This is a genomic window from Denitromonas iodatirespirans (assembly GCF_018524365.1).
Taxonomy (GTDB): Bacteria; Pseudomonadota; Gammaproteobacteria; order Burkholderiales; family Rhodocyclaceae; genus Nitrogeniibacter; species Nitrogeniibacter iodatirespirans.
In genome coordinates, this window is record NZ_JAEKFT010000004.1 from 14991 (window position 1) to 29320 (window position 14330).

General features: G+C 67.0%; 18 protein-coding genes. 6 read left to right on the forward strand and 12 right to left on the reverse strand.

Annotated features, from left to right (window positions below; all coding sequences use genetic code 11):
• Positions 1–11: 11 nt before the first annotated feature.
• The 10 genes from I8J34_RS04330 to I8J34_RS04375 all read right to left on the reverse strand — a co-directional run bounded on the left by I8J34_RS04330 (position 12) and on the right by I8J34_RS04375 (position 6417).
• Positions 12–500, reverse strand: a complete 489-nt coding sequence (locus I8J34_RS04330) for a YbaK/EbsC family protein (protein ID WP_214360159.1) — start codon at positions 498–500, stop codon at positions 12–14.
• Between the two features lie 169 nt (positions 501–669).
• Positions 670–1092: a VOC family protein gene (locus I8J34_RS04335; protein ID WP_214360160.1), complete on the reverse strand. Its 423-nt coding sequence runs from the start codon at positions 1090–1092 to the stop codon at positions 670–672.
• Between the two features lie 69 nt (positions 1093–1161).
• Positions 1162–1941: a phosphonate ABC transporter, permease protein PhnE gene (phnE, locus tag I8J34_RS04340; protein WP_214360161.1), complete on the reverse strand. Its 780-nt coding sequence runs from the start codon at positions 1939–1941 to the stop codon at positions 1162–1164.
• A complete protein-coding gene (locus I8J34_RS04345; RefSeq protein WP_214360162.1) occupies positions 1941–2759 on the reverse strand; it encodes a PhnE/PtxC family ABC transporter permease in 819 nt (272 codons plus the stop codon). The genes phnE and I8J34_RS04345 overlap by 1 nt, the downstream gene beginning before the upstream one ends.
• Positions 2756–3556, reverse strand: a complete 801-nt coding sequence (locus tag I8J34_RS04350) for a phosphonate ABC transporter ATP-binding protein (protein WP_214360163.1) — start codon at positions 3554–3556, stop codon at positions 2756–2758. Before I8J34_RS04350 ends, I8J34_RS04345 begins: the two co-directional genes overlap by 4 nt.
• A 4-nt stretch (positions 3557–3560) precedes the next feature.
• Positions 3561–4436: a putative selenate ABC transporter substrate-binding protein gene (locus tag I8J34_RS04355; RefSeq protein ID WP_214360164.1), complete on the reverse strand. Its 876-nt coding sequence runs from the start codon at positions 4434–4436 to the stop codon at positions 3561–3563.
• 148 nt (positions 4437–4584) lie between these two features.
• Positions 4585–5037 (reverse strand): RDD family protein, encoded by a 453-nt coding sequence (locus I8J34_RS04360; RefSeq protein WP_230411702.1) that lies wholly within the window; start codon positions 5035–5037, stop codon positions 4585–4587.
• The gene (locus tag I8J34_RS04365) at positions 5034–5465 is read right to left on the reverse strand and encodes a DUF3106 domain-containing protein (RefSeq protein ID WP_214360165.1); all 432 of its coding nucleotides are present in this window, start codon (positions 5463–5465) and stop codon (positions 5034–5036) included. The genes I8J34_RS04360 and I8J34_RS04365 overlap by 4 nt, the downstream gene beginning before the upstream one ends.
• Positions 5429–5803: a DUF3619 family protein gene (locus I8J34_RS04370; RefSeq protein ID WP_214360166.1), complete on the reverse strand. Its 375-nt coding sequence runs from the start codon at positions 5801–5803 to the stop codon at positions 5429–5431. The genes I8J34_RS04365 and I8J34_RS04370 overlap by 37 nt, the downstream gene beginning before the upstream one ends.
• Complete coding sequence (locus I8J34_RS04375; RefSeq protein ID WP_230411703.1) at positions 5800–6417, reverse strand: RNA polymerase sigma factor; 618 nt, start codon at positions 6415–6417, stop codon at positions 5800–5802. Before I8J34_RS04375 ends, I8J34_RS04370 begins: the two co-directional genes overlap by 4 nt.
• 77 nt (positions 6418–6494) lie before the next feature.
• On the opposite strand from I8J34_RS04375, the gene I8J34_RS04380 reads away from it, so the two are divergent.
• From I8J34_RS04380 to I8J34_RS04405, 6 genes are all read left to right on the forward strand, one after another.
• Positions 6495–8204 (forward strand): acetolactate synthase 3 catalytic subunit, encoded by a 1710-nt coding sequence (locus I8J34_RS04380; RefSeq protein WP_214360167.1) that lies wholly within the window; start codon positions 6495–6497, stop codon positions 8202–8204.
• 147 nt (positions 8205–8351) lie between these two features.
• Positions 8352–8843 (forward strand): acetolactate synthase small subunit, encoded by a 492-nt coding sequence (gene ilvN / locus I8J34_RS04385; protein WP_214360168.1) that lies wholly within the window; start codon positions 8352–8354, stop codon positions 8841–8843.
• 81 nt (positions 8844–8924) lie between these two features.
• The gene (gene ilvC, locus I8J34_RS04390) at positions 8925–9941 is read left to right on the forward strand and encodes a ketol-acid reductoisomerase (RefSeq protein WP_214360169.1); all 1017 of its coding nucleotides are present in this window, start codon (positions 8925–8927) and stop codon (positions 9939–9941) included.
• A 74-nt stretch (positions 9942–10015) separates the two neighbouring features.
• Positions 10016–10681, forward strand: a complete 666-nt coding sequence (locus I8J34_RS04395; RefSeq protein WP_214360170.1) for a phosphatidylserine decarboxylase — start codon at positions 10016–10018, stop codon at positions 10679–10681.
• Positions 10682–10771: 90 nt separating this feature from the next.
• Positions 10772–11545, forward strand: coding sequence for a CDP-diacylglycerol--serine O-phosphatidyltransferase (gene pssA, locus I8J34_RS04400; protein WP_214360171.1), 774 nt, complete (start codon positions 10772–10774; stop codon positions 11543–11545).
• Positions 11546–11766: 221 nt separating this feature from the next.
• On the forward strand, positions 11767–13302 hold the full coding sequence (locus tag I8J34_RS04405; protein WP_214360172.1) for a 2-isopropylmalate synthase: 1536 nt from the start codon (positions 11767–11769) through the stop codon (positions 13300–13302).
• Positions 13303–13338: 36 nt separating this feature from the next.
• On the opposite strand, the gene I8J34_RS04410 is transcribed toward I8J34_RS04405, so the two are convergent.
• Together I8J34_RS04410 and wrbA are read right to left on the reverse strand one after the other, a co-directional pair.
• Entirely contained in the window at positions 13339–13695 is a 357-nt protein-coding gene (locus I8J34_RS04410) for a DUF2069 domain-containing protein (RefSeq protein WP_214360173.1), read from the reverse strand.
• Positions 13692–14291, reverse strand: coding sequence for an NAD(P)H:quinone oxidoreductase (gene wrbA, locus I8J34_RS04415; protein ID WP_214360174.1), 600 nt, complete (start codon positions 14289–14291; stop codon positions 13692–13694). Before wrbA ends, I8J34_RS04410 begins: the two co-directional genes overlap by 4 nt.
• Positions 14292–14330: the final 39 nt, after the last annotated feature.

Genomic DNA, 14330 nt, shown 5'->3' on the forward strand with positions numbered 1-14330 from the left:
GCGCCACCCCCTCACCCCGCCTGCCGGACATCGCTCCACGCGACGCCGGTCAGGCGCCGGAGCTGCTCGGGGCTGAGGGCAAACACCGAAAACGGCGTCCCGGCCGCAGCCCAGACGGTGTCGAAGCGCTGCAGATCTTCGTCGAGCAGCAGCTTGACCGGCTGCGCATGACCGATCGGCGCCACCCCGCCGATGGCGTAGCCCGTGGCCGCGCGCACGAAATCGGCATCCGCCCGCGCCAACGCCTCGCCCACCGCCGCGGCCACCTTGGCTTCGCAAACCCGGTTGTCGCCGCTGGCCACCACGACCACCGCCTGACCGCTGGTCTTGCCGCGGAACACGATGGACTTGGCGATCTCGGCCACCGAGCACCCGATGGCCGCCGCCGCTTCGGCGCTGGTACGAGTCGGTTGCTCGAACTCGACAACCTGGGTGTCGATGCCGGCATCGCTAAGCCGTTGCGCGGTGCGCAGCGCGGTGGGGTGTTGGGCGGGTTTCATGGATGCATCTCTGGGTGGGAGCCTTTGCCGGACGGTATTGCATCGCTTTGCTGCAAGGTCGCGCAACACCGATGGCGGACCGATGACGAGAATGAGTGCCGCCGTTGCCGGCAGGCACCCCATCCCCCTCTGTCGTGTCGCGGTGTCGAAACCGCCCCGCCCCTCGCAATCACTGCTTGGCAAACAAGCGGCCGATATCGGCAAACGCCTTGAACTCCAGCGCATTGCCCGACGGATCGAGAAAGAACATGGTGGCCTGCTCGCCGGGCAGGCCGGCGAAGCGGATGTGCGGCTCGATGATGAAGCACACGCCGGCCGCCTTGAGCCGCGCGGCCAGGGCGTTGAAATCGGCCATGTCGAGCACCACACCGAAATGCGGCACCGGCACGTCGTCACCGTCGACCGCGTTGCTCGCCTGCCGGCCACTTCGGCCAGGGGCGAGATGGGCAACGATCTGGTGACCGTAGAGGTCAAAATCGATCCAGTGATCGGAGCTGCGCCCCTCGGGGCAGCCGAGCACCTCGCCATAGAAATGGCGCGAGGCGTCGAGATCGTCGACGGGAAAGGCAAGGTGAAAGGGTTGGATGGCCATGAGGAATCTCCGCGTGGGGGCTTCATTGTGCGCCTGTGGCGGCGGCAATTTGAAGCGCCGGCGGAATCCCTAAGCGACGACCAGATGCCGCCGCAACCAACCGCTGATGGCATCCACCACCAGCGACAGCCCCAGCATGGCGACGATCAGGGTGGCGGCCTGGGCCTCCTGGAACAGCGACAGCGCGTAGTAGAGCTGCGCGCCGAGGCCGCCGGCGCCAACGAAGCCGAGAATGGCGGCCATACGGATGTTCATCTCCCAGCGATACAGCCCGTAGGCCACCCACTGCGGCGACACCGCCGGCAAGGTGCCGTAGAGGAAGGCGGCCACCGCGCCGCTGCCCGCGCCACGCAGGGCCGCCTCGGGCGCGGCCGGGGCGTTCTCCAGCGCTTCGGCATAAAGCCGGCCGAGCACGCCGGTGGTGTGCAGGGCCAGCGCCAGCGTGCCGGCAAACGGGCCGAGGCCGGCGGCGAGGACGGTGAGCGTGGCCCACACCAGTTCGGGCACCGAACGCAGCAGGTTGAGGCAGAAGCGCGCCGCCGCCTGGCCGGGCCGCCCGAGGCGGCCGCTGGCCGGCAACGCGAGCAGCACGCCGCCGATCACGGCCAGCAAGGTGCCGATGAGCGAGATGGCCAGGGTCTCGATGGCGCCCTGCCCCACCTTGGCGAGAAAGGCCGGCGAGGTATCGGGGGCGGCGAAGCGGCGTAGAAAACCGAGCAACTCGCCGAGGCTGTCCGAGCCTTCGGCAAAGGCGGTCACCAGATCGAGCCGCGACACGCTGGCGAGCACCGCCACCAGCACGCCGGCCGAGATGAGCAAACCGCGGCGCGGCATGCGCTCGCTGGCCATCAGCGCACCTGCCGGCGCAGCCAGGCGCTCAGGGCATCGGCCGCCATCACCAGCAGCAAAAAGGTGATCAGGATGCTGCAGGCTTCGCCGCCGTTGAGCATCTTCATCGACTGGTCCATCAGCTGCCCGAGCCCGCCGGCGCCGACGAAGCCCATCACCACCGAGGCACGCACCGCGCATTCCCAACGATAGACGGTGTAGGACATCAGCTCGTCCGAGGCCACTGGCAGCAGGCCGTAGCCCAGCGCGCCGAGCCGGCCGCTGCCGGCGGCGAGCAAGGCGCGGGCGGGGGTCAGATCGGTGGATTCGAGAATTTCGGCATACACCTTGGCGAGCATGCCGCCGTAGGTGATGGCCAGCGCGGCCACGCCGGCGGCTGGGCCAAGCCCGAAAATGCGCACGAACACCAGCGCCCACACCAGCTCCGGCACGCCGCGCAGCACCAGCGTGAGGCCGCGGGCGCACAGGCGGAGAGCTTCGGAGAGGGGCCGCAATCGGCCGTCGAGCCGACCGATCGACAGGCTGCGCGTGGCCAGCAGCGCCAGCGGCACGGCGATCAGCAGCGCCAGAGCGATGCCGACGGTGGCGATGGCCAGGGTGTCGAGCGTGGCGGCGGCCAGCAGGCCGAGGAAATCGGCGTCGGTGGCCGGCGGCAGAAAGGTGGCGAGAAAGCCGCCGAGCGTGGCGAGGTTGCCCGGCGCGAACAGCACGGCCGGATTGAATTCGGCGATCTGCAGCAAGGGCCACAGCACACACAGGCCGAGCACCAGCGCCGTGGCCCGACCGCGCGCGGCCGGATCGCGCACCACGGCATTCATGCGCAGCGCGTCAGCCGTGTGCGGGGGGCGGGCTCGGCGGCCTCGGCCGCGTCGCCGACGGGGGCGCCGGCATACAAGGCGTCGACCTCCGCCTGGCCGACCTGTGCCGCGGGCCGATCGAAGGCCACGCGGCCGTCGCGCAGGCCGATCACTCGGGCAAACTCCGACAGCGCCAGATCGACCGCATGCAGGCTGGCGATGAGCGTCACGCCGCGGCGCCGGGCGTCATCGTTGAGCGCCACCGCCACCGAGCGGGCCAGCGCCGGGTCGAGGGCGGACACCGGCTCGTCGGCCAGCACGAGCTTCGGTTGCTGATACAGCAAGCGGGCCAGGGCGATGCGCTGCAACTGGCCGCCGGAGAGCTGGTCGCAGCGGTCGAACAGGCGCTCGGTCAGACCCAGCGGTTCGAGCGCGGCGCGGGCACCGGCGATATCCAGCGGGTAGACCAACGAGGCCATGGCGCGCCACAGCGGCCATTGCCCCAGCCGCCCGGCCAGCACGGCGGTGACGACACGCTGGCGCGGCGGGATTGGCGGGGCCTGGTGCATCTTGCCGATGCGCGCGCGCAGGCTTTGCAGCGCACGGCCGCTCAAGGCCCAGGGATCGACGCCGTCGACCCGCACGTGCCCCGCCGTCGGCCGCAGGCTGGCGCCGATCACGCGCAGCAAGGTGGTCTTGCCGGCGCCGGAGGGGCCGATCAGCGCCACCCGCTCGCCGGGCGCGATCGACAGGTCCACCCCGTCGAGCGCGCGCCGGCCGTCGGCATAGGCCACGCCAAGTGCGGCGAGCGAGATCATCCGCTTACTTGAGCAGGCCGGCGGCGCGAGCAGCCGATTCGATACCGTCGTAGTTGGCCGGCTCGGTCGGGATGAAGCGTGCCGCGCGTTGCAGCTCGAGAATCGCCTTGTGCTCGGGCTTGGCCGGGTCGAGCGCCAGGAAGGCCGCCCGGATCTTGGCCTGCAGGCCGACGTCGAGATCGCCGCGCACCGTCCAGTTGTAGTCGAAGTACGGCGGCGTGGTGGCGAACACGCGCACCTTGGCGGTATCGACCTTGCCGCTGGCCACCAGCTTGTCCCACACCGAGGCATTGAGCGCGCCGGCGTCGACCTTGCCGGCGGCGACGAAGGCGGCGGTGGCGTCATGCGCGCCGGAGAAGGCGATGTTGGCGAAGTCGGTATCGGGCGCGATGCCTTCCTTGCCGAGGAAGAAGCGCGGCATCAGGTGGCCGGAGGTGGACGACGGCGAACCGAAGGCGAAGCGCTTGCCTTTGAGGTCGGCAAAGCTTTTGATGTCGTCGCGGGCCGTGATGAACTTGGAGGTGAAGCGGGCATCCTCCTCGCGCTGCACCAGCGGCACGGCCGTGCCGTTGGTGCGCAACTTGGCTTGCACATAGGTGAAGCCGCCGAGCCAGGCCAGGTCGACCTTGCCGGCGCCAAGGGCTTCGACCACAGCGGCATAGTCTGTGACCGGCACGAACTTGACCGGCATGCCGAGCTGCTGCTCGAGGTATTTGCCGAGCGGCTCGAACTTGCGCTGCAACTCGGTGGGCGATTCGTCGGGGATGGCGGACACGCGCAGGGTGTCGGCGGCGAAGGCGGAGCTTGCCGGCAGCGCAAAGGCGACGCCGGCAGCGGTGAGCGCGCGCAGCAGGGCGCGACGCATCGACAACTGCATCATGGTGGATTCCTTGTTTTCAACCGTCGGGGCGCGATCCGTCACACCTCGACTTACATCGGCACCGTAGTGCCCGGGCAGCAAAAGCGGTATCTCAGACCGCGGCCGGACTATAGCTGCCGCTGCGTGTCAAAACAAGGAAGGCGCTGCGTCAAGCCGCCATTTTCTGCCCGGCTGGCAGGAGGATGATCGCCGTGCCGGCCAAGCGGTCGTGGGCGAACTGGCGGTCGCGGTCGATCAGCGCCCACCACAGGCCGGCGCCGAACAGCCACACCGACGGCCAGGCCAGCACATAACGCAGCAGGCCCTGGCGCCACGGCACCGGCTTGCCCTCGTCGGCCGTCACGACACGCAGGCGCCAGGTCTGCATGGCCAGGGTCTGCCCGCTGCGGCACCAGTAGTACAAAAAGTAGGCACCGAGCACCACGGCGATATGCAACCAGCTGAACCAGCCCGGTGCCGCACGTTCGGCCACGATGCCGTAGACCAGGTGCGGGATGAGGTAGAGCAAGGCCAGCACGCCGAGCAGCAGCAGGGCTTCGTACACCAGCGCGGCCAGGCGGCGGCGCAGGCCGGCGAGTTCGACTTGGGGGCGATCGGTCACTTGCGGTCCTTGTTTCTCTTCGATTTGCCGGACTTGCGCTCGTCGTTGCGGGCGCGGTCGCGCTCTTCGGGCGACAGTTGCTGGTATTCCTGCCAGCGTTGCTGCAGGGCCTCGCGCTGCTCGGGCGGGATGCGCCGCAGCGCCCGGTACTGGTCGACCGCCTGTGCCCGTTCCCGCGGCGAGAGGTTCGACCAGTTGCGCATGCGCCCCTGCACGCGCGATTGCTCTTCGGGGGTGAGCTGGTCGAAACGCTCGGTCATGCGTAGCCAACGCTCGCGCGAGGCGGCGTCGAGTTCATTCCAGCGCTCGGCCAGCGGCGACAAGGCGCGCTGCTGCTCACGGCTCAAGGCGCGCCATTCGGTGTCGGCCCAGGCTTGCGCGGCGAACAGGCTCAGGAGCGCGAGGCAGACGAGTCGGCGAGCAGCCATGCACGGAATCCTTGATCGAGGTAGGCGTCGATGGGCAGGTCATCGGCCAGCAGCGCGGTTTCGACCTCGCCCTGCATGGCCTGTGTCCGCAGCGTATTGACATAGTCTCCGCCAAACAGCACCACCAGCACCAGCGCGGCCGCCATGGCCGGCTTGAGCGCCGGCCACCACGAGCGGCCGAGATGCGGGCGAAACACGCCGGCATGCCGCTCGCGGGCAGCCGTCACCGCCTGCCGGCGCGCAGCCGCCAGGGCGTCGCGCAGCGCCGGGTCGAGCTGCCTGTTGCGCTCGCTGAGCAAGCCGGCCAGGCGTCGGCCGAAGCGGGCCTCGTCTTTCATAACGTGATTCCTTTTGCACTGAGGGCGGCCGCCAGGGTGTGGGTGGCGCGCGAGCAATGCGTTTTCACGCTGCCCTCGGAGCATCCCATGGCGGCAGCGGTCTCTGCCGTACTCATGTCTTCCCAGTAACGCAGCAGGAAGGCCTCGCGTTGACGTGCCGGCAAGCGCGCCAGCTCGGCCTCGATGGCGGCCAGCACCTGCTCGCGTCCGACCAGCTTTTCGGGCGACAGGTCGAAATTGCTGCCGTCGGCGGCCTCGAGCGTGTCGAGCGGGTCGTCGGCCTCGTCGCCGTCCTTGTTGCCGAAGCCGGACCACATCGACACCCACAAATGACGCACCTTCTGCCGGCGCAACATGTCGCGGATCACATTTTGCAGGATGCGCTGGAACAGGGGCGGCCATTCGTCCGCGCCGCGATCGCCGTACTTGGTCGCCAGACGCATCATCGCCTCCTGCACCGCATCGAGCGCCGCCGCTTCGTTGCGCAATGCGAGCATCGCGTGCCGGAAGGCATGACGCTCCGCACCGGCCAGAAAAACGTTCAGTTGGGTGGCTGAATCCAGGGGGGAATCCTCGCGGCGCAGGGGCTGTTCAGCGCTTTGTGCTGCGCACAAGATAGGTCTTGACCTGCCTTGACCCGATGCGTACTGTTACGGGTTTCCCACGCAAATACAGAGAATTAGGGGCAGTAATGGTCTTGACTGGGGCGGAAATTGTAATCAGGTGCCTGCAGGAAGAAAAGGTCGATTATGTATTCGGCTATCCTGGCGGCGCGGTGCTGTTCATTTACGACGCGCTGTTCCAGCAAGAAAAGGTCCGCCATGTGCTGGTGCGTCATGAGCAGGCCGCCGTCCATGCCGCCGACGCCTACGCCCGCTCGACCGAGTCCGTCGGCGTCGCGCTGGTGACCTCCGGCCCCGGCGCCACCAATGCCGTCACCGGCATCGCCACCGCCTTCTGCGACTCGATCCCGATGGTCATCATCAGCGGCCAGGTGCCGACCGCAGCGATCGGCCAGGATGCCTTCCAGGAAGTGGACACGGTGGGCATCACCCGCCCCTGTGTGAAGCACAACTTCCTGGTCAAGGATGTCAAGGACATCGCCGCGACCATCAAGAAGGCCTTCTTCCTGGCCAAGACCGGTCGCCCGGGCCCCGTGCTGGTCGACATCCCCAAGGATGTGACCGCTCAGAGCGCCGAGTACAGCTATCCGAAAACCATCGACATGCGCTCCTACAACCCGGTGGTCAAGGGTCATCAGGGGCAGATCAAGAAAGCGCTCAAGCTGCTGCTCGAAGCCAAACGGCCGATGATCTACACCGGCGGCGGCGTGATCCTCTCCAACGCGGCCGATCCGCTGACCCGCCTGGTGCGCAAGCTGGGCATGCCGGTCACCAACACCCTGATGGGTCTGGGCGGCTATCCGGCCACCGACAAGCAATACCTGGGCATGCCGGGCATGCACGGCACCTATGAAGCCAACATGTCGATGCATTTCTCCGACGTGCTGCTGGCCATCGGTGCGCGCTTCGACGACCGTGTGATCGGCGATCCGAACCACTTCGCCGCCGAGCCGCGCAAGATCATCCACATCGACATCGACCCCTCCTCCATCTCCAAGCGGGTGAAGGTGGACGTGCCCATCGTCGGCGACGTCAAGGAAGTGCTCGAAGACCTGATCCGCCTGCTCGACGAGAGCACGCAGAAGCAGGACACCGATTCGCTCGCCACCTGGTGGCGCCAGATCGACGAGTGGCGCAGCCGCGACTGCATGAAATACAAGAACTCGGACGAGATCATCAAGCCGCAGTTCGTCATCGAAAAGCTGTGGGAAGTCACCGGCGGCGACGCCTTTGTGACCTCCGACGTCGGCCAGCACCAGATGTGGGCCGCCCAGTACTACAAGTTCGACAAGCCGCGCCGCTGGCTCAACTCCGGCGGCCTGGGCACCATGGGCGTGGGCATGCCCTATGCCATGGGCGCGCAGCTGGCCCATCCCGAGGCGCAGGTCGCCTGCGTGACCGGCGAGGCGTCGATCCAGATGAACATCCAGGAGCTGTCGACCTGCAAGCAGTTCCGCCTGCCGATCAAGATCTGCAACCTGAACAACCGCTACCTGGGCATGGTGCGCCAGTGGCAGGAGCTGTTCCACGGCGGCCGCTACTCCGAGTCCTACATGGATTCGCTGCCCGACTTCGCCAAGCTGGCCGAGTCCTACGGCCATATCGGCATCCGGGTAGACCGGCCGGCCGACGTGGAAGGCGCGCTGCGCGAGGCCTTCTCCCGCAAGAACGATCTCGTGTTCCTGGATTTCCAGATCGACCAGACGGAAAACGTCTATCCGATGGTCCAGGGCGGCAAGGGTCTGACTGAAATGATCCTCTCCGCCGAGGATCTGTAACGCGGCTTGACCGATGCGGGGCCCGGCGTCCACCGATGCCGGGTCGTCGCCAGCCCTCACCGGGGCGGGCGACAGCGGATGCCGGCCACCGGCAGTCCGTACGGCAACGCAAGCGGCTCTTCAACACTCTCCCACCGAGGGAACACCATGCGTCACGTCATCGCACTGTTGATCGAGAACGAATCGGGCGCCCTGTCACGGGTCTCCGGCCTGTTCTCCGCACGCGGCTACAACATCGAGTCGCTCACCGTTGCGCCCACCGAGGATGCCTCGCTGTCGCGCATGACCATCGTCACCACCGGCTCGGACGACATCATCGAGCAGATCACCAAGCAGCTGAACAAGCTGGTGGACGTGGTCAAGGTGGTGGATATTTCCGAGTCCGCGCACATCGAGCGCGAACTCATGCTGATCAAGGTCCGTGCCACCGGCAAGGACCGCGAAGAGATGAAGCGCATGGCGGACATCTTCCGCGGGCGCATCATCGACGCCACCGATTCGAGCTATGTCATCGAGCTGACCGGCGCTCAGAGCAAGCTCGATTCGTTCATCGGCGCCATCGACAACGCCCTGATTCTCGAAACGGTGCGCTCCGGTATCGTCGGCATCGGCCGCGGCGACCGCATCCTGAAGCTCTGACCCCACGCAGTTTTTGCGACCCCGCGGCCGGCCGGTTATCATGGCCGCCGCCAACGCGATTCCGCATCTGAAAGGACCATCATGAAAGTTTATTACGACAAGGACGCCGACCTCTCCCTGATCAAGGGCAAGAAGGTCACCATCGTCGGCTACGGCTCCCAGGGCCATGCCCACGCCCAGAACCTGAACGACTCCGGCGTCAAGGTCACCGTCGCCCTGCGCAAGGGCGGCGCCTCGTGGGACAAGGCCAAGAATGCCGGCCTCAAGGTCGAAGAAATCGCCAAGGCCGTCAAGACCGCCGATGTGGTCATGATCCTGCTGCCGGACGAGACCATCCCCGAGGTCTACAAGGCCGACGTCGAGCCGAACATCAAGAAAGGCGCGGCTCTGGCCTTCGCCCACGGCTTCAACGTGCATTACAACCAGGTGGTGCCGCGTGCCGACCTGGACGTGATCATGGTCGCCCCGAAAGGCCCCGGCCACACCGTGCGCTCCGAGTACCTCAAGGGCGGCGGCGTGCCCTCGCTGATCGCGGTCCACCAGGACGTCTCCGGCAAGGCCCGTGACATCGCCCTGTCCTACGCGGCTGCCAACGGCGGCACCAAGGGCGGCGTGATCGAGACCAACTTCCGCGAAGAGACCGAAACCGACCTGTTCGGCGAGCAGGCCGTGCTGTGCGGCGGCGCCGTCGAGCTGGTCAAGATGGGCTTCGAAACCCTGGTCGAAGCCGGCTACGCGCCCGAGATGGCCTACTTCGAGTGCCTGCACGAGCTCAAGCTGATCGTCGACCTGATGTACGAAGGCGGCATCGCCAACATGAACTACTCGATCTCCAACAACGCCGAGTACGGTGAGTACGTGACCGGCCAGGAGGTGATCAACGAGGAGTCGCGCTACGCCATGCGCGAGGCGCTCAAGCGCATCCAGACCGGCGAGTACGCCAAGATGTTCATCCAGGAAGGCAAGACCGGCTACCCGTCCATGACGGCCCGCCGTCGTCTCAACGCTGCCCACCCGATCGAGCAGGTCGGCGGCCAGCTGCGCGAGATGATGCCGTGGATCATGAAGAACAAGCTGGTCGACCAGTCCAAGAACTGAGCCTGACCGTCGCTTGACCGGGCCGGAGTCCTCCCCATGGTGGATTCCGGCCCGTTTTCATTGGAGCGCCGCCGATGTCCTCACCGTCGTCCCCTCTGCCGTCCTATCCGCATCCGATCATCGCCCGCGAAGGCTGGCCGTTCATCGGCATCGCCCTGGCGCTGGCACTGCTGGTCAACAGCGCAGCCGGCTGGTTCCTGGCCCTGCCGTTCTGGCTTGTGTTCCTGCTGTTGCTGTCGTTCTTCCGCGACCCGCCGCGCGCCATCCCGAGCGACGAGCGCTCGATACTCTCGCCCGCCGACGGCCGTGTCATCGCCATCGAGCGCGCACACGACCCCTACCTGGACCGCGACAGCCTGAAAATCAGCATCTCGCTGAACCTCTTCAACGCGCATTCCATCCGCAGCCCGGCCGACGGCGAGGTCAAGCAGCTGTGGCACCACCCCGGGCGCGGTCTCAAAGCGGCGCTCGACAAGGCCTCGAGCGAGAACGAGCGCAACGCGATGTGGCTGCGCACTACCGATGGCACCGACATCACCTGCGTGCAGATCGCCGGCCTCTCGGCACGACGCATCCTGTGCGATCCCCGGGCAGGGGCCTCCTTGCAACGCGGCGAGCGCTACGGTTTCATCCGCTTCGACGCCCGGGTGGACCTGTATCTGCCGGTCGGCAGCAAAGCCCGCATCACCCTTGGAGACAAGGTGTTGGCCTCGGCCAGCATCATTGCCGAACTTCCCTGACGCCCCCGGCTGCGCCCCGCACGGGGCCGCCAGCTGGGGTAAAATTGGGCCCATTGTCCCGCTCGGCGGGCGTTTTCAAAGGTCTTCCTCATGGCCGACGTGCCTCCGCGCAAACCCCTCTTCGACCCTGACAAGCGTCGGCGCGGCATCTACATCCTGCCCAACCTGTTCACCACCGCGGCCCTGTTCGCCGGCTTCTACGCCATCGTGCAGGCCATGAACCAGCGCTTCGAACATGCCGCCGTGGCCATCTTCATCGCCATGATCCTGGACGGGCTCGATGGCCGCATCGCCCGGCTCACGCACACCCAGAGCGCCTTCGGCGCCGAGTACGATTCGCTCTCCGACATGGTGTCCTTCGGTGCCGCGCCGGCCCTCGTCGCCTACGAATGGGCGCTACGGGGGATGGGCAAGCTGGGCTGGATCGCCGCCTTCATCTACTGCGCCGGCGCCGCCCTGCGCCTGGCGCGCTTCAACACCAACATCGACGTGGTCGACAAGCGCTACTTCCAGGGCCTGCCCAGCCCGGCCGCCGCCGCACTGATCGCCGGCCTGGTGTGGGTGGGTATCGACAACGGCTTCAGCGGTCCCGACCTGCGCTGGGCGGTCTGCTTCATCACCGTCTTCGCCGGCCTGACCATGGTCAGCAACGTGCTCTACTTCAGCGGCAAGGAGTTCAACCTGCGCCGCCGCGTGCCCTTCTTCGCCGTGCTGGCGATCATGCTCGGCTTCGCGCTGGTCTCGCTCGACCCGGCCTCGGTGCTGTTCCTGCTGTTCCTGCTCTACGCCGCCTCGGGCTATGTCCTGCTGGTCATGCACCGCCTCGGCAAGAAGATCCCGGGCCACGAACCGCCGGCCTCATGAGCCGGTTGTCAGGCGCTCGACGATTGGCCTATATTCAACGACATGCCTGCCATCGAGCCGCCTCACAGCCCCCTCCCGCGCGACACCGCCCTGGGCGCGCGGCGGCCGCTCGGCCCGCGACTGCGGCGCACGCGATAACCCAACACGACGATCTCGCGTCCCGCCCTTCGCGGCGGGCGACGTCCTGACCCCCAGACTTCGGAACCCGACAGGAGCCGACCATGAGTGACCAACTGATCATTTTCGACACCACCATGCGCGATGGTGAGCAAAGCCCCGGCGCCTCGATGACACGCGATGAAAAGCTGCGCATCGCCCGGCAGCTCGAGCGCATGCGGGTCGACGTGATCGAAGCCGGCTTCGCCGCCGCCTCCAACGGCGACTTCGAAGCCGTTCGTGCCGTCGCCGAGGTCATCAAGGAATCGACCGTCTGTTCGCTGGCGCGCGCCAACGAGAGCGACATTCGCCGTTCCGGCGAGGCCATCGCGCCGGCGGCCAGGGGGCGCATCCACACCTTCATCGCCACCAGCCCGATCCACATGGAGAAGAAGCTGCGCATGAGCGCCGACCAGGTGCTCGAACAGGCGGTCAAGGCCATCGGCTGGGCGCGCGAGTACACCGACGACATCGAGTTCTCCGCCGAAGACGCCGGGCGCTCGGAAATCGACTACCTGTGCCGGATCTTCGAAGCGGTCATCAATGCCGGCGCCACCACCATCAACGTGCCCGACACCGTCGGCTACAACGTGCCCGAGCAGTTCGCGGCGACCATCCGCACCCTGATCGAGCGCGTGCCCAATTCCGACAAGGTGGTTTGGTCGGTGCATTGCCACAACGACCTCGGCCTCGCCGTGGCCAACTCGCTGGCGGCGGTACGCGCTGGTGCACGCCAGATCGAATGCACCGTCAACGGCCTCGGCGAGCGGGCCGGCAACGCCTCGCTCGAAGAGGTGGTGATGGCCGTGCGCACCCGCCGCGACATCTACCAGTGCGACACGCATATCGACACCACCCAGATCGTGCCCGCCTCCAAGCTGGTGTCGGGCATCACCGGCTTCCCGGTGCAGCCGAACAAGGCCATCGTCGGCGCCAACGCCTTCTCGCACGAATCGGGCATCCACCAGGATGGCGTGCTCAAGCACCGCGAAACCTACGAGATCATGCGTGCCGAGGACGTGGGCTGGGGCGCCAACAAGCTGGTGCTGGGCAAGCACAGCGGCCGCAACGCCTTCCGCAGCCGCCTGATCGAACTGGGCGCGGCAATCGAGTCCGAAGCGCATCTCAACCACGCCTTTGCGCGCTTCAAGGAACTGGCCGACAAGAAACACGAGATCTTCGACGAAGACCTGCAGGCGCTGATCTCCGACGAAGCCGTCACGCCGGAACTGGAGCATTACCGCCTGGTGGCCTCATGCTTCCATTCCGAGACCGGCGAAACCCCGGCCGCCCGCCTGACGCTGAACGTGGGCGAAGCCGAGGTCCAGGCCGAGGCCAACGGCTCCGGGCCGGTGGATGCCGCCTTCAAGGCCATCGAGACCGTCGCCAAGAGCGGCACCGAATTGCTGCTGTACTCGGTCAACGCCATCACCACCGGCACCGATGCGCAGGGCGAAGTGACCGTGCGCCTGTCACGCGATGGCAAGGTGGTCAATGGCCAGGGGGCAGACACCGACATCATCGTCGCCTCGGCCAAGGCCTACCTCAATGCGCTGAACAAGCTGCACGGCAAGTTCGAAAAGCTCAACCCGCAGATCTGACGCCACACCGATCGCCGCCGCATTCCGCGGCGGCGATCACTCCGCCTTGGCCTGGCGCGAGGGTGCGGTCATCCGCGCATACCACATCATCACGACGAAGGCGGCCACCGTCAGCACGATTTCGATCCGCGCCAGCAGCGCCACGCCGCCAGGATCGTTCATCCGCACCACCCCTTCCATGAAGTACAGCAACACGAACATGCAGCCCCACTGGTAGGTGTAGCGCCGACCGTGCAGAAGGCCGAACAGCGGCACCAGCAAGGGCGCCGCCTTGAGCATCAGCCACGAGCCTTCGGGCCGCAAGGGCGCCAGCCAGACCTCCCAGACCACGCACAGCACGATCAGGGCGATCCACAACAGCGAAGCGATCCACGCCACGGTCCGCGCCTTCATCGTGCCGCCTCCAGGGCCAGGGCCGTGCGCGCCAGGCGCTCGCCCTGCACCTGCGCCAGCTTGCGCTCCTCGACCGTCAGCACCGGATGCCCGTCCGAGCCGGCCACATGCGAGGCCCCGTAAGGCGTGCCGCCGCTGCGGGTCGAGGACAGCAGGTGTTCGGTGTAGGGCAGCCCCATCATCAGCATGCCGTGATGCATCAACGGCAGCATCATGCTCAGCAGGGTGCTTTCCTGGCCGCCATGCTGGCTGCCGGTCGAGGTGAACACGCAGGCCGGCTTGCCGACCAGATCGCCATTGACCCACGGCGCGATGGTGCCGTCGAGAAAATACTTCATCGGCGCCGCCATGTTGCCGAAACGGGTCGGGCTGCCCAGCGCCAGGCCGATGCACTCGGCCAGATCGGCGGTCTCGACATAGGCCGGCCCGGACGCCGGGATGGCGTCGGCCGTCGCTTCGCAGACGGTGCTCACCGCCGGCACCGTGCGCACCCGGGCGCCGACGCCGGGCACCCGCTCGATGCCCTCGGCGATCGCCTCGGCCAGTGCGCGCACCGAGCCCTTGCGGCTGTAATACAGAACCAGCACTTCTTTCATGTTCGACTCATTCGCTAGAATGGCGCGATTATAGCCAAC